21 protein-coding genes and 1 riboswitch are annotated in these 18,316 nt (G+C 41.4%); of the genes, 5 read left to right on the forward strand and 16 right to left on the reverse strand.

Annotation, left to right across the window (positions count from 1 at the left end):
* Positions 1–80 precede the first annotated feature (80 nt).
* From SOR_RS06740 to SOR_RS06760, 5 genes are all read right to left on the reverse strand, one after another.
* Complete coding sequence (locus SOR_RS06740) at positions 81–332, reverse strand: DUF2129 domain-containing protein (RefSeq protein WP_000462102.1); 252 nt, start codon at positions 330–332, stop codon at positions 81–83.
* Positions 333–410: 78 nt separating this feature from the next.
* On the reverse strand, positions 411–1,001 hold the full coding sequence (gene clpP / locus SOR_RS06745; protein WP_000613467.1) for an ATP-dependent Clp protease proteolytic subunit ClpP: 591 nt from the start codon (positions 999–1,001) through the stop codon (positions 411–413).
* Positions 1,002–1,174: 173 nt separating this feature from the next.
* Positions 1,175–1,804, reverse strand: coding sequence for a uracil phosphoribosyltransferase (gene upp, locus SOR_RS06750; protein ID WP_000515974.1), 630 nt, complete (start codon positions 1,802–1,804; stop codon positions 1,175–1,177).
* 88 nt (positions 1,805–1,892) lie between these two features.
* Entirely contained in the window at positions 1,893–2,360 is a 468-nt protein-coding gene (locus SOR_RS06755; protein WP_000136982.1) for a deoxycytidylate deaminase, read from the reverse strand.
* An 18-nt stretch (positions 2,361–2,378) separates the two neighbouring features.
* A complete protein-coding gene (locus SOR_RS06760) occupies positions 2,379–2,936 on the reverse strand; it encodes a TetR/AcrR family transcriptional regulator (protein ID WP_000003897.1) in 558 nt (185 codons plus the stop codon).
* Positions 2,937–3,060: 124 nt separating this feature from the next.
* Between SOR_RS06760 and SOR_RS06765 the strand changes: the two genes are divergently transcribed.
* From SOR_RS06765 to SOR_RS06775, 3 genes are read left to right on the forward strand one after another with little or no spacing between them, the layout of a single operon-like run.
* Positions 3,061–3,906: a DegV family protein gene (locus SOR_RS06765; protein ID WP_000219957.1), complete on the forward strand. Its 846-nt coding sequence runs from the start codon at positions 3,061–3,063 to the stop codon at positions 3,904–3,906.
* Positions 3,907–3,963: 57 nt separating this feature from the next.
* Positions 3,964–5,139, forward strand: coding sequence for a BaiN/RdsA family NAD(P)/FAD-dependent oxidoreductase (locus SOR_RS06770; RefSeq protein WP_013670257.1), 1,176 nt, complete (start codon positions 3,964–3,966; stop codon positions 5,137–5,139).
* A 19-nt stretch (positions 5,140–5,158) separates the two neighbouring features.
* The gene (locus tag SOR_RS06775) at positions 5,159–5,614 is read left to right on the forward strand and encodes an 8-oxo-dGTP diphosphatase (protein WP_013670258.1); all 456 of its coding nucleotides are present in this window, start codon (positions 5,159–5,161) and stop codon (positions 5,612–5,614) included.
* A gap of 28 nt (positions 5,615–5,642) precedes the next feature.
* Here the strand turns inward: SOR_RS06775 and SOR_RS06780 are convergent, their stop codons facing one another.
* On the reverse strand, positions 5,643–6,383 hold the full coding sequence (locus tag SOR_RS06780) for a MerR family transcriptional regulator (RefSeq protein ID WP_000274779.1): 741 nt from the start codon (positions 6,381–6,383) through the stop codon (positions 5,643–5,645).
* Positions 6,384–6,635: 252 nt separating this feature from the next.
* On the opposite strand from SOR_RS06780, the gene SOR_RS06785 reads away from it, so the two are divergent.
* The gene (locus SOR_RS06785) at positions 6,636–7,976 is read left to right on the forward strand and encodes a sodium-dependent transporter (RefSeq protein ID WP_013670260.1); all 1,341 of its coding nucleotides are present in this window, start codon (positions 6,636–6,638) and stop codon (positions 7,974–7,976) included.
* Here the strand turns inward: SOR_RS06785 and manA are convergent.
* From manA to SOR_RS06825, 7 genes are all read right to left on the reverse strand, one after another.
* On the reverse strand, positions 7,969–8,961 hold the full coding sequence (manA, locus tag SOR_RS06790) for a mannose-6-phosphate isomerase, class I (RefSeq protein WP_001294302.1): 993 nt from the start codon (positions 8,959–8,961) through the stop codon (positions 7,969–7,971). The genes SOR_RS06785 and manA overlap by 8 nt on opposite strands.
* A 177-nt stretch (positions 8,962–9,138) precedes the next feature.
* Complete coding sequence (locus SOR_RS06795; protein ID WP_001291476.1) at positions 9,139–9,399, reverse strand: SemiSWEET family transporter; 261 nt, start codon at positions 9,397–9,399, stop codon at positions 9,139–9,141.
* Positions 9,400–9,615: 216 nt separating this feature from the next.
* Entirely contained in the window at positions 9,616–9,963 is a 348-nt protein-coding gene (locus SOR_RS06800; protein ID WP_001052636.1) for a VOC family protein, read from the reverse strand.
* Between the two features lie 87 nt (positions 9,964–10,050).
* Complete coding sequence (spxB, locus tag SOR_RS06805; protein ID WP_000191805.1) at positions 10,051–11,826, reverse strand: pyruvate oxidase; 1,776 nt, start codon at positions 11,824–11,826, stop codon at positions 10,051–10,053.
* A 324-nt stretch (positions 11,827–12,150) separates the two neighbouring features.
* On the reverse strand, positions 12,151–14,373 hold the full coding sequence (locus SOR_RS06815) for a heavy metal translocating P-type ATPase (protein WP_000136342.1): 2,223 nt from the start codon (positions 14,371–14,373) through the stop codon (positions 12,151–12,153).
* A gap of 9 nt (positions 14,374–14,382) precedes the next feature.
* Entirely contained in the window at positions 14,383–14,754 is a 372-nt protein-coding gene (locus tag SOR_RS06820) for a cupredoxin domain-containing protein (RefSeq protein WP_000933322.1), read from the reverse strand.
* Between the two features lie 10 nt (positions 14,755–14,764).
* Entirely contained in the window at positions 14,765–15,160 is a 396-nt protein-coding gene (locus tag SOR_RS06825) for a CopY/TcrY family copper transport repressor (RefSeq protein WP_001167186.1), read from the reverse strand.
* 182 nt (positions 15,161–15,342) lie between these two features.
* Positions 15,343–15,441, forward strand: a riboswitch (TPP riboswitch).
* Positions 15,442–15,523: 82 nt separating this feature from the next.
* Between SOR_RS06825 and thiD the strand changes: the two genes are divergently transcribed.
* Complete coding sequence (thiD, locus tag SOR_RS06830; RefSeq protein WP_000221729.1) at positions 15,524–16,315, forward strand: bifunctional hydroxymethylpyrimidine kinase/phosphomethylpyrimidine kinase; 792 nt, start codon at positions 15,524–15,526, stop codon at positions 16,313–16,315.
* A gap of 47 nt (positions 16,316–16,362) precedes the next feature.
* Here the strand turns inward: thiD and thiE are convergent, their stop codons facing one another.
* From thiE to thiW, 3 genes are read right to left on the reverse strand one after another with little or no spacing between them, the layout of a single operon-like run.
* Positions 16,363–16,995: a thiamine phosphate synthase gene (thiE, locus tag SOR_RS06835; protein ID WP_001078203.1), complete on the reverse strand. Its 633-nt coding sequence runs from the start codon at positions 16,993–16,995 to the stop codon at positions 16,363–16,365.
* Positions 16,988–17,791, reverse strand: coding sequence for a hydroxyethylthiazole kinase (gene thiM, locus SOR_RS06840; RefSeq protein ID WP_001155201.1), 804 nt, complete (start codon positions 17,789–17,791; stop codon positions 16,988–16,990). Before thiM ends, thiE begins: the two co-directional genes overlap by 8 nt.
* Complete coding sequence (gene thiW, locus SOR_RS06845; RefSeq protein WP_001244051.1) at positions 17,791–18,315, reverse strand: energy coupling factor transporter S component ThiW; 525 nt, start codon at positions 18,313–18,315, stop codon at positions 17,791–17,793. The genes thiM and thiW overlap by 1 nt, the downstream gene beginning before the upstream one ends.
* Position 18,316 lies beyond the last annotated feature (1 nt).

Below are 18,316 nucleotides of genomic sequence, written 5' to 3' on the forward strand. Positions count from 1 at the left end.
AAAATTGTATGTTAAGAATATACCGAATTATCAGAAAATTGTCAATGTATTTGTTTAACTTTTTAAATGATAACGTTTTCTTAGTTACGATAGAGATTGCCAACGAAGGGAGTTTCTAGCTCTTGAATATGGCAACGTCTAATTTTCTTGATATATCTTTCCTTACCTAATCTCTCAACTAAGTCATCTAACTCCACAGTTTGAACATAGAGCTGCAAATAACGATGTTTTTTGGAATGGTAACAGATATCACCGTATTCCTGAATTTTTTTTGCATCTCGATTATAGTAGAGATAGATAATTAATCCTGATCGATTTGTTTTTTCAAACATGAGGAATCCTCTTTCTAAGAAATCTTCCCCTATTATACCAAAAAAAGCAAACTCCGTCGAGTTTGCTTTCTAAGTTGCTTAGCTTAACGAATTGTTGGCCATAATTTCATCAATAAAGCCATATTCAAGCGTTTCTTGGGCACTCATCCAGTAATCACGTTCCGCATCTGCATGAATTTGCTCAACTGATTTACCAGAGTTATCTGCAAGGATTTGCTCCAAAGTCTTACGAGTTTTAAGCAAGTGCTCTGCAGCGATTGCCATATCGGTTTGTTGGGTACCACCACCTGTACCACCCATTGGTTGGTGAATCATGTACTCTGCATTTGGAAGCATGAAACGTTTGCCTTTTGCACCGCTTGATGCGATGACAGTACCCATAGATGCAGCCATCCCCATAACGATAGTTTGGACATCTGCCTTGATAAAGTTCATGGTATCAACGATTGCCAAACCAGCTGAAACAGATCCTCCAGGTGTGTTGACATAAAGATAAATATCTTTTGTGCTATCTTGGGCATCCAAGAAAAGTAATTGGGCAATAACGGAGTTGGCCATGTTGTCTTCAACTGGACCTGTTAGCATGATAATGCGGTCTTTCAGAAGACGAGAGTAAATATCATAGGAACGTTCTCCACGGCTTGTTTGTTCAATAACTACAGGAATCATTCATTTCTCCTTTTAATGTTGAATTTTCTTAGTCTTACGACTCAATACAGAACTATTATATCTTTTTGGTCAAAAAAGGTCAAATCTTTGCTCTATTACCTAAACAGAAACAAAAACTCAACCTCCTTTCAAGTCAAAAACGAACTTCTAGTTTCAATATTTACTTTGGAATTTTATTTCGTACCAAACAAGCGGTCTCCAGCATCTCCAAGACCTGGAACGATATAACCGTGTTCGTTCAAGCGTTCATCCAAGGCCGCAGTAAAAATTTCTACATCTGGGTGTGCTTCTTGAAGGGCTTTCACTCCTTCCGGAGCAGATACTAGGCAGACAAACTTGATATTTGAAGCACCACGTTTTTTAAGGGAATCTACTGCCAAGATTGCTGAGCCACCTGTTGCCAACATTGGATCAACGACAAAAATCTGACGTTGGTCAATATCCTCAGGTAATTTCACCAAGTATTCAACTGGTTGAAGGGTTTCTTCATCACGGTACATACCGATATGACCAACTTTGGCTGCAGGAACCAAGCTCAAGAGGCCATCTACCATCCCGATACCTGCACGCAATATTGGGACAATCGCCAATTTTTTCCCAGCCAATTGTTTTTGAACGGTCTTTGTGATAGGTGTTTCGATTTCCACATCTTCAAGTGGAAGATCACGAAGTACTTCATATCCCATCAACATTGCGATCTCATCTACTAGCTCACGGAAAGCTTTTGTGGAAGTGTCTGTACGACGCAAAATAGACAACTTGTGTTGAATGAGTGGATGATTAATGACTTCAATTTTTCCCATTTTCTGAGTTCCTTCTTTCAATTTATTCTTCTTATTATATCAAAAAACGGTTTAAAAAGCTTTCTAAACCATTTATTTTAATTAATTTTTAAATCAAATCTGCCTCTTGAAGAGCTGTCTGAACAGTCTCAAGTGGTAAATAAGTTAACTCGATGCCTTTTTCTTGATAGAGGTATTTGGCATAGTCGTCCATACGGTACTGGTTGATATAAACCACGCGCTTGCAACCAACTTGAAGCAGTTGTTTGGTGCAGTTCAGACAAGGGAAATGGGTCACATAGGCTGTAAATCCTCTTGGAACCCCCCGTTCAGCCCCCTGGAGAATAGCATTAACCTCAGCGTGAAGTGTTCGAACACAGTGACCTTCAATGACTAAACAGTCGTGATCGATACAGTGCTCCGTTCCTGATACGGAACCATTGTAGCCTGTTGAAATCACCTTATTATCCTTAACTAGAACAGCTCCCACCTTGGCGCGTTTGCAGGTCGAACGATTGGCAATCAGTAAGGCCTGGGCAGCAAAGTACTCATCCCAAGCCAGTCTTTTTTCTGTCATAATTCTTCTCCTTATCTCCTATTTTTTGAAAAATGGCAAGCGTAAATCTGCAATCTTTTCAGCCGGAACCTTCATGCCATCCTTGATCCATTTGAGCAAAACCGATACGATGGCAGAACTCCAAAAGGAATGAAGGTAGCTGCTAACGCCTTTTGATTTTCCGTGGTATTTTTCCAGAAATTCCTGCATGGCTTGGACGAAAATCTTTTCCAAGTGGTAGTCCAGGGCAAGTTGGATAACCTTGGCTTCTTTCTTGGCTGCGCGGAAAAGGTGTACCCAGACCAGATAAAGGTCTGTTTTGACATCGTAGTGGCTCAACTGTTCCATAATGTTATGGACACTGCGTTTAAAGACGCTTTCCAAAATTTCTTCTTTAGAGTCATAGTTACGATAGAAGGCGGCACGAGAGACGCCCGCTCGTTTGACCAGCTCCGAAATGCTGATCTTGGCCAAATCTTTTTTCTCTAGAAGTTGCAAAAGAGCCGTCTCGATTGCTTCTCTGGTTAAAAAATTGGATTCTTGATTTGATTTTCTGAGATTTTCAAGAGATTTTTCAGATATTTTACGTTCAGACATAACAATTTCTTTCTACTTGTGACAACAGAGAGGTGGTACTTTTGTTTCAAGGGCTTTCATGATATAATTGTAAAAAAAGACAGAACCTTTGTCAATGTATAAGTGACAAAGATGGAGAATTTCTATGACTTGGAAGATTGTAGCTGACTCTGGTTGTGATTATCGTCAACTGCCTACCCTTGCTATCGATACTGAATTTGTGAGTGTTCCTTTAACCATTCAAGTAGCTGATCAGGTCTTTATTGATGATGCCAATCTCGACATTAACCACATGATGGAAACCATGTATGCGACTTCTGAGGCTTCAAAATCAGCCTGTCCTAGCCCTGATGATTACCTGCGTGCATTTGAAGGTGCTAAGCATATCTTTGTCGTTACCATTACTGGTACTCTTTCAGGTAGCCATAATAGTGCACAGCTCGCTAAGAATATCTATCTTGAAGAACACCCTGACACTCAGATTCATGTGATTGATAGTTTATCTGCTGGTGGGGAAGTTGACCTAATTGTCGAAAAAATCAATGACTTGATTGATCAAGGACTTTCTTTTGAGAAAATTGTTGAAGCTATTACTGCCTACCAAGAAAAAACGAAGTTGCTCTTTGTCCTCGCTAAGGTTGATAACTTGGTAAAAAATGGTCGTTTAAGCAAGCTTATCGGTACAGTTGTTGGTCTTCTCAACATCCGTATGGTCGGAGAGGCGAGTAATACTGGAACACTAGAACTGCTCCAAAAGGCTCGTGGACCAAAAAAATCCCTTCAAGCAGCCTATGAAGAAGTCATCAAGGCTGGCTATGCTGGTGGCCGTATCGTCATGGCTCATCGCAGCAATGAAAAATTCTGTCAGCAATTGTCAGAACGCTTGCAGGAAACCTTCCCACAAGCCAATATCAAAATCATTCCTACGTCTGGTCTCTGCAGTTTCTATGCAGAAGATGGCGGCTTGTTGATGGGATATGAAATTAACTAAGATTATGAGCAACAAGAGATGCCAAGAATCTCTTGTTTTTTGTGGTACAATAGAGCTATGAAACATTTTGATACTATTGTCATCGGTGGAGGACCTGCGGGCATGATGGCTACCATTTCCAGTAGCTTTTATGGTCAGAAAACTCTTCTCATCGAAAAAAATCGGAAACTTGGCAAAAAATTAGCTGGAACAGGTGGGGGACGTTGCAATGTGACTAACAACGGTAGTCTAGATGACCTACTAGCTGGCATCCCTGGAAATGGACGCTTTCTATACAGTGTCTTTTCCCAGTTTGATAACCATGATATCATCAACTTTTTCACGGAAAATGGTGTTAAGCTTAAGGTCGAGGACCACGGACGTGTCTTTCCTGCTACTAACAAATCTCGAACCATTATTGAAGCCTTAGAAAAGAAAATCACTGAGCTAGGAGGTCAAGTTGCTACTCAAACAGAAATTGTTTCGGTTAAAAAGATAGACGACCAGTTTGTCCTCAAGTCCGCAGACCAAAACTTCACTTGTGACAAACTCATTGTCACAACTGGTGGTAAATCCTATCCTTCTACTGGTTCTACTGGTTTTGGACATGAAATCGCCCGTCATTTTAAACATACTATTACCGAGCTTGAGGCTGCTGAAAGTCCTTTGTTAACAGATTTTCCGCATAAGGCCTTGCAGGGAATTTCACTAGACGATGTGACCTTAAGCTACGGCAAGCATGTCATCACTCATGATCTGCTCTTTACCCACTTTGGTTTATCTGGTCCAGCTGCTCTGCGTATATCTAGCTTTGTCAAGGGCGGAGAGGTTCTCTCACTCGATGTTTTGCCTCAACTTTCTGAGAGGGACTTGGCTGCATTTATAGAAGAAAATCGGGAAAAATCCTTGAAAAATGCTTTGAAAACTTTGCTTCCGGAACGCTTGGCTGATTTTTTTGTAAAAGGATTTCCTGAAAAAGTCAAACAGCTAACTGAAAAAGAACGTGACCAACTGCTCCAGTCTATCAAGACCCTCAAAATCCCTGTGACTGGAAAAATGTCTCTTGCCAAGTCCTTTGTCACCAAAGGCGGTGTCAGTCTCAAGGAAATCAATCCCAAAACCCTTGAAAGTAAGCTGGTACCTGGCCTCCACTTTGCTGGCGAGGTACTGGATATCAATGCCCACACGGGGGGATTTAACATCACTTCTGCCCTCTGTACCGGCTGGGTGGCAGGAAGTCTGCATTATGATTAAAGATCAAAGGTTGTAAAAAATGAATAGAAGAGAATCAGTTGAATTTGTCAACATGTGTATGATTCAAAACGGAGACAAGGTTCTGGTCCAAGACAGAGTTAGCCCTGACTGGCCTGGTATTACTTTTCCTGGCGGGCATGTTGAACGTGGCGAATCCTTTGTCGAAGCTGTCATTCGTGAAGTGAAAGAAGAAACTGGTCTGACCATTTCCAAACCCCAACTCTGTGGTATCAAAAACTGGTATGATGACAAGGATTATCGTTATGTCGTCCTTTTTTACAAGACAAAACACTTTACTGGTGAACTCCAGTCTTCATACGAAGGGAAGGTTTGGTGGGAAGATTTTGACAATCTATCTCATCTAAAACTTGCTACTGATGATATGTCTGATATGCTTCGTGTTTTTTTAGAAGAGAATCTCAGTGAATTCTTTTACTATAAAGACGGTGACGACTGGCTTTATGACTTGAAGTAAAAAATAGGCTAGGAAATTCCTAGCCTATTTATTCTGCATTTATCTGAACGTAAGCAGCAATGACATCTGATGTGTACTGGGCTGTTCCAGAACCAAACTTGTCAATGTTTTCCTTAAACTCTGGGTTGTAGACGTAACCTTTACCGATATGACCGAATACCTCAATAGAGCAGTCAAATCCATAAGTGCGAATGGCTTGCAAGAGCTTAGCTGCTTGCTCTTGGTTTTCAGCTGCTGTTGCAGCTAGTCCATTTTTAAGGTTTTGAGCTAAAGCTTGAAAAACTTGGTTAAAGGCGGCCGTAGCCTCATCTTCACGACCTTTTTGGCGCTCGAGAGCCTGATCCATGACTTCTTGTCCATACTCTTCTACCGCCTTTTGATGGTATTTTTGATTGTCTTGATAGCTAAATCCAGTGAATTTTTCCTCAATGGTCATTTTTCTTTCTCCTTTTTGTTCTTGAATGGTTTTTTGCAAGGTGGAAATCAAGGTATCCAGATGTTGTCTTTCTTGGGTCAAATAGTCCAACTGTCTAGTCAAATGGGGCAATAAATCTGTCCTTTCTTCCTTTAATAGCTCTGCTATTTTTTCTAAAGAAAAGCCTAGATATTTGTAGTAAAGAATGACCTGAAGGCGTTCCAAATCCTCTTGACTGTAAGTTCGATAGCCGTTTTCCGACTTTAAGGGGACCAAGAGTCCTATCTTGTCATAGTGGTGCAGGGTCTTGACAGAGACACCTGAAAGCTGCGCAGCTTCTTTTATATGGTACATGATTTCCTCCTTACATAGATAGTATAAACCCTCTCCTTAGGTCAGAGTCAAGTGTTTTTGCGAAAAATTTTTAACTTTTTGAGAAAGGTGTGAAAACTTGAAAATGGTTTTCTTGACAGACCTTAGAAAACATGATAGGATAGTCAAGTCTATCAATCAAACAGAAGGCTCGTAAAGAGCCATTGAGGGAAGGCTATTTGACAACTCAAGTAGCCTTTTCTTATTTTAAAAAACGAGATTGGAGTTTCAACTATGTCAGAAAAATCACAATGGGGATCGAAACTAGGCTTTATTCTAGCATCTGCTGGCTCAGCCATCGGGCTTGGTGCCGTTTGGAAGTTTCCCTATATGACTGCTGCTAATGGCGGAGGAGGCTTTTTGTTGGTCTTTCTCATTTCCACTATTTTAATCGGTTTCCCGCTCCTGCTTGCTGAATTTGCCCTTGGTCGTAGTGCTGGCGTTTCCGCTATCAAAACCTTTGGAAAACTGGGCAACAATAGCAAATACAATTTTATTGGTTGGATTGGTGCCTTTGCCCTCTTTATCCTCCTATCCTTTTACAGTGTCATTGGAGGATGGATTCTAGTCTATCTAGGCATTGAGTTTGGAAAATTGTTCCAACTTAGCGGAACGGGTGATTATGCTCAGTTATTTACTTCAATCATTTCAAATCCAGCCATTGCCCTAGGAGCTCAAGCTGCCTTTATCTTATTGAATATCTTTATTGTATCACGTGGGGTCCAAAAAGGGATCGAAAGAGCTTCGAAAGTCATGATGCCCCTGCTCTTTATCATTTTTGTCGTGATCATTGGGCGCTCTCTCAGTTTGCCAAATGCCATGGAAGGCGTTCTCTACTTCCTCAAACCAGACTTTTCAAAACTGACCAGTGCTGGTCTCCTCTATGCTCTGGGACAATCTTTCTTTGCCCTCTCACTAGGGGTTACAGCCATGCTGACCTATGCGTCCTACTTGGACAAGAAAACCAATCTAGTCCAATCAGGAATCTCCATTGTAGCCATGAACATCTCGGTATCCATCATGGCAGGTCTAGCCATTTTCCCAGCCATGTCAGCCTTCAACATCCAGTCTGAAGGGGGACCAAGCCTGCTCTTTATCGTCTTGCCTCAACTCTTTGACAAGATGCCTTTTGGAACCATTTTCTATATCCTCTTCCTCTTGCTCTTCCTCTTTGCGACGGTCACTTCTTCTGTCGTGATGCTGGAGATCAATGTGGGAAATATCACCAATCAGGACAACAGCAAGCGTGCCAAATGGAGTGCCATTTTAGGAATCTTGACCTTCGCCTTTGGAATTCCTTCAGCCCTATCCTATGGAGTTATGGCAGATATTCATATTTTTGGAAAGACCTTCTTTGATGCCATGGATTTCTTGGTTTCCAATCTCCTCATGCCATTTGGAGCTCTCTGCCTGTCACTTTTTACAGGCTACATCTTTAAAAAGGCCCTTGCCATGGAGGAACTCCATCTTGATGAAAGAGTATGGAAACAAGGACTTTTCCAAGTTTGGCTTTTCCTTCTTCGTTTTATCATTCCTATCATCATCATCGTGGTCTTTATCGCCCAATTTATGTAATCAAAAAGGACTTGAGTAATGAACTCAGGCCCTTTCTTTTTTTATGGATGGCTACAATCAATTCTAAACCTTTTCCTTCCAAGGTCCAAGATTCAACATCACTTGGTAGGATAAAGTGGCTGCCTTTTTGGATTGGATAGTTTTTTTCGTCAACAGTAAGCTGACCTTGACCAGCCAAGACGCTATACAAGCTGTAGTCAGCTGTCTTTTCAAAATCAACTTTTCCAGTAATTTCCCATTTGTAAACTGCGAAGAAATCATTAGAAACAAGGAGAGTGGAACGTAAATCATCAGCTTTGATAGTTACAGGACGGCTATTAGCAGGCTCACCAATGTTTAAAACATCGATAGATTTTTCAAGGTGAAGTTCACGCAAGTTGCCCTTGTCGTCCTTGCGGTCAAAGTCATAGACACGGTAGGTGGTATCGCTAGACTGCTGGGTTTCAAGAATCAAGATACCTGCTCCGATAGCGTGCATAGTTCCACTTGGTACATAGAAGAAATCACCAGCTTTGACAGGAACTTTTGTTAATAGACCATCCCAGTCTTTAGCTTCGATTTGCTGGCGGAGTTCTTCTTTTGACTTGGCATTGTGGCCATAGATAATCTCTGATCCTTCATCTGCAGCGATGATATACCAGCATTCTGTTTTTCCAAGTTCGCCTTCATGCTCGAGCCCGTAAGCATCGTCTGGGTGAACTTGGACACTGAGCCAGTCGTTGGCATCGAGAATTTTGGTCAACAGTGGAAATACAGGATCTGGACGGTTGCCAAACAACTCACGGTGTTCCGCATACAAAGTAGCAAGGTCTGTTCCCTCGTAGCGTCCATTTGCAACCTTAGAAACTCCATTTGGGTGAGCTGAGATAGCCCAGTATTCTCCGATTTTTTCACTTGGAATGTCGTAACCAAACTCATCACGTAGCTTGGTACCACCCCAGATTTTTTCTTGCATAACTGATTGTAAAAATAATGGTTCTGACATGTCAATCTCCTGTCTGATTTTTCTCCCCTCATTATAGCAAAAAAAGAGTTCGAATTGAACTCTTTTTCCGATCTTATAAAGTAGGGAGAAGATTTTGTAAAAATAGTAACGAAATAATCTTTTACTTGAGAATCTATTTTTATGTACAAAAAAAAAAGACTGAAACCAGTCTTCTTTTTAAATCAATGCCGTAATAGCCGTTACTAGACCAAAAACGATACCCGGTGCATTAGCAGCCGCGAGGGGAATATCTCTTTCCTTTTTGAAAAGACCGTAGTAAACCCAGAGACTACAGTTGATGGCTGCGACTAAGGGTTGGATAAAGTTCCCTTTTTGACCAGCCAGGTTGTTCATGATTTGTGGGAAGTAAGAGACGTACATCATAACAGACATGAAGGTCGCTACCCAACCCAAAACTTTCATTTGTTTTTCAGACATTTTCAAAACCTCTTTCATTTTTATGAATCATATTTTATAATCTTTTTTCAAAACAATCAAGACTTTGAAGCTTTTGTTATGAAGATGTAAACTATCACAATCTTGTGATAAAAAAAGGAAACAGAAAAAGACCGGGTTTCTCCGATCTTTCAATAGTTCCTATTCTCACATTCTGTTTTAAGAATGATTAAGATTAACTTCAAATGACTAATCGCTCTATTTCATTCGATAAAAATCAATCACTAAACCAGCAGGTCCTCTAACTAATAAGGACTCTGTTCCCCAATCCGTTTCACAAGGACCGTGTAAAATCTCGGTACCAAGCTCTTTCAATCGTTGGTAATTCTGGTCGACATCCTCAACCTCAATGTGTAGAATGATTCCTGACTGAAAATTTTCCAAAGGAATCAAATGTTTCTCTGACAACATGAGACAATGACTGCCAATCGTGAACTGAGCAAAACTGTCATCAACATAATCGGCTTTTTTATCCAAAATACGCTCCAAGTCAGCACAGACTTGAGGAACATCTGAAACGATGATATCTAATTGATTTAAATTCATTTACTCTCCTCCAGAAAAAGACCGGATTACTCCGATCTTTTTAAGTTTCTCTCTATGAAAATCAAAGATTAAATTCGACGAGAGAAATTATTTGATTGCGCGTGATTGCAACCCTTCTTCTTCCAAGAAGAGGCGGAATGGTACAAGCTCTTCAGCTTCGTATTTTTCCTTGAAGGATTTGATTGCTTCTTCTGAGTGTTGTTTTGGATCCAACTCAAGTACTTCTACTGGAAGTGGACGATGTGGAGTGATGTGAGCATCGATAACAATAGTTTTACCTTCTTTGTTCAATTTAACAGCTTCTGCAACAACTGCATCGATATCTTCGATACGGTCAACTGTAAATCCTACAGCACCTTGCGCTTCAGCGATTTTCGCATAGTCAGCATTAGGGAAGTCACAACCAAACAAGTGTTTGTTTGTGTCTTCGTATTTGTCCTTGATGAAGGCATATTTACCATTTGAGAAGACAACGTTGATAACTGGAAGGTCGTATTGAACGTTTGTGATAACGTCTGGGTAGCACATGTTGAATGCACCGTCACCCATGATGTTCCATACTTGGCGATCTGGATTGTCTTTCTTAGCAGCGATACCACCAGGAAGGGCAATACCCATTGTCGCAAAGAGTGGAGATGTACGCCACATGTTCTTAGGTGTCATGTGAAGGTGACGAGTAGATGTTTGAGTAGTGTCACCTACGTCGATTGAGTAGATAGCGTCTTGATCAGCATGTTTGTTGATTGCATTGTAAACTTGGTACAATTGCAATTCACCCTCAGTTTTACCTTCGAGTTTGTTCATGTAATCACGCCAGTTTTGGTTGTTCTTAACGTTTGCACGCCACCATGGAGTAGATTCTACTGGGTTTACTTTGTCAAGGATTGCTTTCGCTGCTTGACCTGCATCACCAAGGATAGAAGCGTCAAGGGCATGACGTTTACCAAGTTTGTAAGGGTCGATATCGACTTGGATGAATTTTTCAGTGTTCTTGAAGGCTTCGTAAACTTCAGCAAATGGGAAGTTTGAACCAAGGAAAAGAACTGTGTCTGCTTCAAAGACCACTTCGTTGGCTGGTTTCCAACCAACACGGTAAGCAGAACCTGTCAAACCTTCGTAGTTCCATTCAAAAGCTTCAAAGTTTTTACCAGTTGTGATGATTGGTGCTTTGATTTTACGTGACAATTCAGTAATGACTTCACCAGCTTTAACACCACCGTAACCAGCGTAGATAACTGGGCGTTCAGCATTGTTCAAGATTTCAACTGCTTTGTCAATTTCAACTTCGTTCAAAGCAGGAGCGATGAATGAACGTTCGTATGAACCTGAACCATAGTATGAGTTTTCATCGATTTCTTGGAAACCGAAGTTTACTGGAATTTCAACAACAGCTGGACCTTTTTTAGAAACTGCAGCACGGCAAGCTTCGTCAATTACTTTTGGTAATTGCTCAGCGTAAGCGACACGTTTGTTGTAGACAGCGATACCGTTGTACATTGGGTTTTGGTTCAATTCTTGGAAGGCATCCATGTTGAGTTCGTTAACAGGACGTGATCCAAGGATAGCAAGGAATGGAGTGTTATCCATAGCTGCATCGTAAACACCGTTAATCAAGTGAGTCGCACCTGGACCACCTGAACCTACTGCAACCCCGATTGAGCCGCCGAATTTAGCTTGCATGACCGCAGCAAGAGCACCTGTTTCTTCGTGGCGAACTTGCAAGAAGCGGATATCTTTGTCTTCAGCCAAAGCGTCCATCAATGAGCTGAGTGTTCCTGATGGGATACCGTAGATTGTGTCTACGCCCCATGTTTTCAATACGTTGAGCATTGCTGCAGATGCAGTAATTTTCCCTTGAGTCATAATGATAACTCTCCTTCAAATATTTTTAAAACTTGATAAATCCGTTTTCATATACTAATTGGAAACGTTTCAGCAAATTTTTACTCTACTACTTTACCACATTTGTTTTGGGTCTCCTAAGAATGTGCTCAGAAGTTTTTATTCTCTATTACAGTACAGTTCGAAAGCGTTTTTTAGAACTGTTTTATAATACTCAATGAAAATTAAAGAGCACACTAGGAAACTAGCCACAAGTTGCTCAAAACACAGATTTGAGTTTGAAGATAAAGTTGACGTGGTTTGAATAGATTTTCGAAGAGTATAAAAAGCGAGCAAGCCCGCTTTTTAGTCTATCTTAGTAACATTGAGCATGAGTGAACTAATCAAAACAGATACAGAACTAAAGGCCATGGCTAGACCAGCCAGTTCTGGATTGAGAACGAGACCAATTCCTGAAAAAACTCCTGCTGCAATCGGAATACCAATGAGGTTATAGATAGAAGCCCAGAAAAGATTGAGTAGAATACGATTAAAGGTCTTCTTACTCATATCAAAAGCACGTGCCAATCCTAGTAAATTGTTGGTTGTAAGGACAAGATCTGCGGATTCAATGGCAATATCTGTCCCAGAGCCCATGGCAATTCCGACATCCGCTACACTGAGGGCTGGCGCATCATTGATGCCATCTCCAACAAAGGCAAGTTTACCATTCTTTTGAAGCTTGTGAATTTCATGTGCCTTTTCCTCTGGCAAGACATTTGCAATCACTTCTTCAATTCCAATTTGCTCTGCAATCGCATGCGCTACTCCAGCATTATCTCCGGTAAGCATGACCGTTCTAAGACCACGTTTTTTCAATTTAGCAATAGCTTCTCGAGCATTTTCCTTAGGGACATCCTGCAAGGCAATTAAGCCTTTTAACTGACCATCCACGGATAGGAAGACAACTGTTTTTGCTTCTTTCTCAAGCAAATCAAATCGTTCTTGATAATCATGTGGAATAGCAAGGTCAGCTAAGAGCTTAGCATTCCCCAGCAAGACTTGTTTACCATTAATAATCCCAGTCACACCTTTTCCATGCAAGGCTTGGAAGTTTTCCACTGGGTAAAGGCTAATTCCTAGTTCAGATGCACGATTAACAATAGCTTGAGCTAGCGGGTGTTGAGATACATCTTCCAGTGAAGCAGCCAAGCTGATCACTTCTCCTTCATCTCCGACAACATCTGTCACTACTGGCTTCCCTTCGGTCAAGGTTCCTGTCTTATCAAAAACAACCGTTTGGACTTTTTGGATTTCCTGTAGAACTGTACCATTTTTGAGAAGAACCCCCATCTTGGCACTTCGTCCTGTTCCAACCATGAGTGCTGTCGGTGTCGCGAGTCCTAGTGCACAAGGACAGGCAATTATCAAAACTGCTACTCCATAAAGAAGAGAAGTCACAAAGCTATCTCCAAGTAAAACAAACCAGACCCAAAAAGTAAGAAGTCCTAAAATGACAACTGCTGGTACAAAAATCCCAGAAATCTTGTCGGTCAAATCTTGAATAGGAGCACGACTCGTTTGCGCTTTCTTCACAAAGTCCACAATCTGAGCCAACATAGTCTCAGAACCAACTTTTTCAGCTCTAAAGATGATCGTACCACTATTATTGATGGTTGAACCAATGACAGTATCACCGGCAGACTTATCTACTGGAATACTTTCCCCAGTCACCATTGACTCATCAATACTAGTTTCACCTTCTAAAACAATACCATCAACGGCAATTTTTTCACCTGGTCGAACGCGAATGAGATCCCCAACTTTGACTTGTTCTAGAGGTATTTGAACATAAACATCATCACGCAAAACCTCTGCTGTTTTTGCTTGTAGGTCTAATAATTTTTCGACTGCTTGCGAAGTATTTTTTCGCATTTTTTCCTCAAAAACTGCTCCCAAAAGAATGAAGAAGAGGATAAATGCAGCACTTTCAAAGTAAACGGGCAGACCAGTGAAGAGGGCAACTAAGCTATAGAAATAGGCCACTAGGGTTCCCAGAGCAACCAAGGTATCCATGTTGGAATTGTGCTTTTTAAAACTAGCCCAGGCGCTTCTGATATATGGAACTCCAGCTACTAGCATAATCGGTGTTGTGGCTAAAAAGGTTCCCCAACGCATGACTTGGTGACTAATTCCTCCTGTAGACATCCCAATCATGAGAATCACAAGAGGCACAGTAAAGATACTAGTAATCCAAAAACGCTGTAAAAGTGATAGAGATTTTCGAGTCTTCTCAACTACGGTATAACTCCCCTTTTGCATCTTCATGCCACATGAAAATTCATGCTCACCCAATTCTTGAGGAGTAAAGCGAATGACTTTCTCCTCATCTACGCCGATTGGTTCTAGGATCCCTTCTTCTTCGAAGAGAACTTCTTTATAACAGTTTGATGGTGTCACACGATGAAAGGTAATCTCAGCAGGAATCCCTTTTTGCAGTTGAATGTGGGCTGGATGGTAGCCTTTGTCTGCCGTGATACGGATTTTTTGAACACCATTTTCAAGGCTTGCTTTTACAATTTCAGTCATAATATTCTCCTATTCTACAATCATCTTACCGTGCATCATATTCATGCCACAAGAGAAACCATACTCACCTGCTTCTTCAGGTGTGATTTCAACCACATATTGGTCTCCCATAGGCAGATCTGCATGCACTCCAAAGTCTGGAAAAACGATTTGATCCAAGCAAGGTGAAGGATCTTTTCGATCAAAAATAATGCGAGCAGGTTGCGATTTTTTGAGGATAATGGTTTCTGGAGTATATCCTCCCATGACCTCCACTCGAATTTCTTGATAGCCATTCTTTTGCTGAGCTCTCTTAGCATCTTCTTGCGGTTTTTTGAAAAACCAAAAGAGGATAAAAGCAATCATTCCTAAAACAACAATAGATACAAATAGATTTAACATAGCGTCTCCTTTACATACAATTACATCTTACTTCTGTTACAGCGCTTGATTTCTTCTTAGAAATCACTTCTTCCAAGCCTTCCAAGTCAGCCTGAGTGAAATCACATTCCACAATCAAATCAGCCAACAAGTTCTTAATCCTACGAGAACAAACCTTGTCTTTGATATCTTGGACAAGCAAGTCTCGGCTTTGGTCTAGAGTTAAAAGGGCTGAATAAATAAAGGACTTGCCCTCTTTTTTCCTTGTCAGACACTCTTTCTCAACCAAACGAGCCAAAAGAGTTTGAATGGTTGACTTGGACCAGTCGAACCGCTCCGCCAGAACCCTGATCAAATCGCTACTGGTCTGCTCTCCTTGCATCCAAATAATCTTCATGACCTGCCATTCTGCATCTGAAATCTGCATAATCACACCTCCTAAATCTACATTTGTCGATTACAGTTATTAGTATACTCCGAAAATCTACATTTGTCAACTATAATTTTTATTATTTTTCGAAAAATAGAATTTTAATCCTGTAACGAGAGATTTGCAATCAAATTTTACTATATAAACTATAAAAATATGCTATACTGAAGAAAAAAGAAAACAACCACTAGGGGTGCGTAAAGCTGAGATTAACGACTGTTAGATCCCTTTGACTCAATCTAGGTAATGCTGGCTGATGGAAGTGGAAAATAGTGAGGACTACCCAGTCTTCTATTTCCTTCCTAAAACAGACTTGCTTGTTCTTAAGAATACAAACTTCAGTTGGTTGGGAGGTTTTAGATGACTTATTTACCCGTTGCTCTAACCATTGCTGGGACAGACCCTAGTGGCGGTGCTGGCATTATGGCTGATTTGAAGTCGTTCCAAGCTAGAGATGTCTATGGAATGGCCGTTGTGACCAGCCTTGTCGCTCAAAATACCAGAGGTGTTCAATTAATCGAGCACGTCTCTAACCAAATGCTGAAAGCTCAATTGGAGAGTGTCTTTTCGGATATCAAACCTCAGGCTGTAAAAACTGGTATGTTGGCAACTACTGAAATCATGGAAATCATCCAACCCTATCTTAAAAAGCTGGACTGTCCCTACGTGCTGGACCCTGTTATGGTCGCAACAAGCGGTGATACCCTGATAGATACTAGTGCGAGAAGCTACCTAAAAACAAACCTGCTTCCTCTTGCAAGCATCATTACACCCAATCTTCCTGAGGCAGAAGAGATTGTTGGTTTTTCAATCCATGATCCAGAAGACATGCAACGTGCTGGTCGCCTGATTTTAAAAGAATTTGGTCCTCAGTCTGTGGTAATCAAAGGTGGCCATCTCGAAGGCGGTGCCAAGGATTTCCTCTTTACTAAGGAGGAGCAATTTGTCTGGGAAAGTCCTAGAATTCAAACCTGTCACACCCATGGCACTGGATGTACTTTTGCTGCAGTGATTACGGCTGAACTAGCCAAGGGGAAAACCCTTTATCAGGCAGTCGATAAGGCCAAGGCCTTTATCACAAAAGCCATCCAAGAAGCTCCTCAACTCGGTCATGGTTCTGGCCCAGTCAACCATACAAGCTTTAAAGATTAAGAAAAAACTCTCTAGTTCCCACTTTAAGGGAATTAGAGAGTTTTTGATTAGAAAATAATGTCATCCAGCTTTGTTAAAAATGCTTGCGTTTTTGCTTCAATATCTTCTGCCTGCATCAAATCACGGACTACAGCTACACCAGCTATGCCAGTTGCAGCAAGTTGGTCAATGTTCTCTGACGTCAAGCCTCCAATAGCAACTACTGGAATGGCGACCGTTTGGCAAATTGTTTTCAAGGTTGAAATCAAGGTGATAGGTGCATTTTCTTTGGTCGTAGTCGGGAAAATGGCTCCTGTTCCCAAGTAATCCGCACCCCATGTTTCCGCCTCAAGAGCCCTTTTTACTGTTTTAGCAGTAACACCGAGGATTTTTTCAGGCCCCAAGACTTTGCGGGCAACCGAAACCGGTAGTTCATCGTCGCCTATATGCAACCCAGCAGCATCGACTGCTAGACAAACATCCAAACGATCATCGATAATCAAGGGCACCTGATAGGCGTCTGTTATTTCCTTGACTTGTTTGGCCAGTTGATAGTATTGATTGGTAGTGAGATTTTTTTCTCGTAATTGGACAATGGTAACACCTGAACGGCAGGCCGTCTCGACTTTTTCAAGAAAGTTTTCCAAGGAATCTTGGTAGCGATTGGTTACTAGATACAGTCTAAGTGCTTCTCTATTCATAAAAGTCTCCTTTGATGGCTTCTAGCCAATTTTCGTCTCTTTTTAGAAGAGAGAGCTGATTGAGAGTTTGAAAGCGGAAATCTTCCAATCCCATTCCTTGAACAAGAATTCTCTCAGCAGAGATATTGAGATAAGAAACTGCTAGGCAAGAAGCTTCAAATGCGATCTTTCCTTGACTGAGAAAAACGGCGGTCAAGGCTCCAACCAAGTCTCCTGTCCCTGTTATCCAGTCTAATTCGTCACAGCCATTTCCCAATATTGCAACCTGATTCTCCGAAACAATGAGGTCCTTGGGGCCAGTGACTAAAAATGACATACCAGGATAGGTCTGACACCAGTCTTTCAAGGCTTGAAGCAGGTCCTCAGTTTCTTGATCCTTATGGCTAGCATCAACTCCAACTCCGTGGTGCTTTAAACCAACAAGACTTCGGATTTCCGACATATTTCCTTTAAGGACCGTGGGCTTGTATTCAAAAAGATCTCTGACTAGATCCTTACGAATGGGGGAAGCCGCTACGCCAACTGCATCTACTACCATTGGGAGACAAGCTTGAGCTGCATAAGTAGCTGCCATGCGGATTGCTTTCTCCTTCTCAGCAAACAAATGCCCCAAATTGATGAAGAGAGCCTGGCTTTGTTTGGTAAAATCAAGGACCTCACGGGGATCATCTGCCATGACAGGTTTAGATCCCAGAGCTAGAATGCCATTGGCTAACATCTCACAGGAAATCTCATTGGTAATGCAGTGAATCAAGGAGCTAGAGCCTAGAGGAAAGGGATTTGTAAATTCCTGCATCAGTCTATCCTTTCACCAAAGAAATATCCTTGTACTTTTTTAAAGAATTCCTGCTTGATTAAAAATCGAAAGGCGAGAAAAGCTATGGCTGTACCGATCAAGGTCGCTCCGAAAAATCGCGGAGTATAGATAAACCAACTAAGCTTGGCCGCAGATCCTGTAAAGAGAACCATGACAGGATAGGAAACAATGGAACCGATTATACCCGTTCCCAAGATTTCTCCTAGGGCAGAATAGTGAAATTTTCTACCATACTTATAAAAGAGACCTGCAAGGAGGGCTCCGAAAGTAGCTCCTGTGAGGGCCAAAGGAGGAATCCCCTGAGTTGACATACGGATAAAGGCTGTGGCTGTAGCCATGATCAAGGCATAAACAGGCCCCATCAAAATTCCTGCTAGGATATTGACTACACTGGACATCGGTGCCATTCCCTCAATTCGAAAGATGGGTGTAAGAACTACGTCAAGGGCAATCATCATGGATAAAATAGTTAATTTGTGAACTTGTAGTTGGTGGTTTCTCATT

Source organism: Streptococcus oralis Uo5, from assembly GCF_000253155.1.
Lineage (GTDB): Bacteria > Bacillota > Bacilli > Lactobacillales > Streptococcaceae > Streptococcus > Streptococcus oralis_L.

Bases quoted from the DNA above. Each gene is read 5' to 3' on its own strand.
- SOR_RS06785 (WP_013670260.1), top strand. From the start codon at position 6,636: ATGTCAGAAAAATCACAATGGGGATCGAAACTAGGCTTTATTCTAGCA.
- SOR_RS06815 (WP_000136342.1), bottom strand. From the start codon at position 14,373: ATGACTGAAATTGTAAAAGCAAGCCTTGAAAATGGTGTTCAAAAAATC.
- clpP (WP_000613467.1), bottom strand. From the start codon at position 1,001: ATGATTCCTGTAGTTATTGAACAAACAAGCCGTGGAGAACGTTCCTAT.
- spxB (WP_000191805.1), bottom strand. From the start codon at position 11,826: ATGACTCAAGGGAAAATTACTGCATCTGCAGCAATGCTCAACGTATTG.
- SOR_RS06755 (WP_000136982.1), bottom strand. From the start codon at position 2,360: ATGACAGAAAAAAGACTGGCTTGGGATGAGTACTTTGCTGCCCAGGCC.
- thiM (WP_001155201.1), bottom strand. From the start codon at position 17,791: ATGCAGGAATTTACAAATCCCTTTCCTCTAGGCTCTAGCTCCTTGATT.
- upp (WP_000515974.1), bottom strand. From the start codon at position 1,804: ATGGGAAAAATTGAAGTCATTAATCATCCACTCATTCAACACAAGTTG.
- SOR_RS06820 (WP_000933322.1), bottom strand. From the start codon at position 14,754: ATGTTAAATCTATTTGTATCTATTGTTGTTTTAGGAATGATTGCTTTT.
- thiD (WP_000221729.1), top strand. From the start codon at position 15,524: ATGACTTATTTACCCGTTGCTCTAACCATTGCTGGGACAGACCCTAGT.
- SOR_RS06800 (WP_001052636.1), bottom strand. From the start codon at position 9,963: ATGAATTTAAATCAATTAGATATCATCGTTTCAGATGTTCCTCAAGTC.
- manA (WP_001294302.1), bottom strand. From the start codon at position 8,961: ATGTCAGAACCATTATTTTTACAATCAGTTATGCAAGAAAAAATCTGG.
- SOR_RS06795 (WP_001291476.1), bottom strand. From the start codon at position 9,399: ATGTCTGAAAAACAAATGAAAGTTTTGGGTTGGGTAGCGACCTTCATG.
- SOR_RS06760 (WP_000003897.1), bottom strand. From the start codon at position 2,936: ATGTCTGAACGTAAAATATCTGAAAAATCTCTTGAAAATCTCAGAAAA.
- thiW (WP_001244051.1), bottom strand. From the start codon at position 18,315: ATGAGAAACCACCAACTACAAGTTCACAAATTAACTATTTTATCCATG.
- SOR_RS06770 (WP_013670257.1), top strand. From the start codon at position 3,964: ATGAAACATTTTGATACTATTGTCATCGGTGGAGGACCTGCGGGCATG.
- SOR_RS06775 (WP_013670258.1), top strand. From the start codon at position 5,159: ATGAATAGAAGAGAATCAGTTGAATTTGTCAACATGTGTATGATTCAA.
- SOR_RS06825 (WP_001167186.1), bottom strand. From the start codon at position 15,160: ATGCAGATTTCAGATGCAGAATGGCAGGTCATGAAGATTATTTGGATG.
- SOR_RS06740 (WP_000462102.1), bottom strand. From the start codon at position 332: ATGTTTGAAAAAACAAATCGATCAGGATTAATTATCTATCTCTACTAT.
- SOR_RS06765 (WP_000219957.1), top strand. From the start codon at position 3,061: ATGACTTGGAAGATTGTAGCTGACTCTGGTTGTGATTATCGTCAACTG.
- thiE (WP_001078203.1), bottom strand. From the start codon at position 16,995: ATGAATAGAGAAGCACTTAGACTGTATCTAGTAACCAATCGCTACCAA.
- SOR_RS06780 (WP_000274779.1), bottom strand. From the start codon at position 6,383: ATGTACCATATAAAAGAAGCTGCGCAGCTTTCAGGTGTCTCTGTCAAG.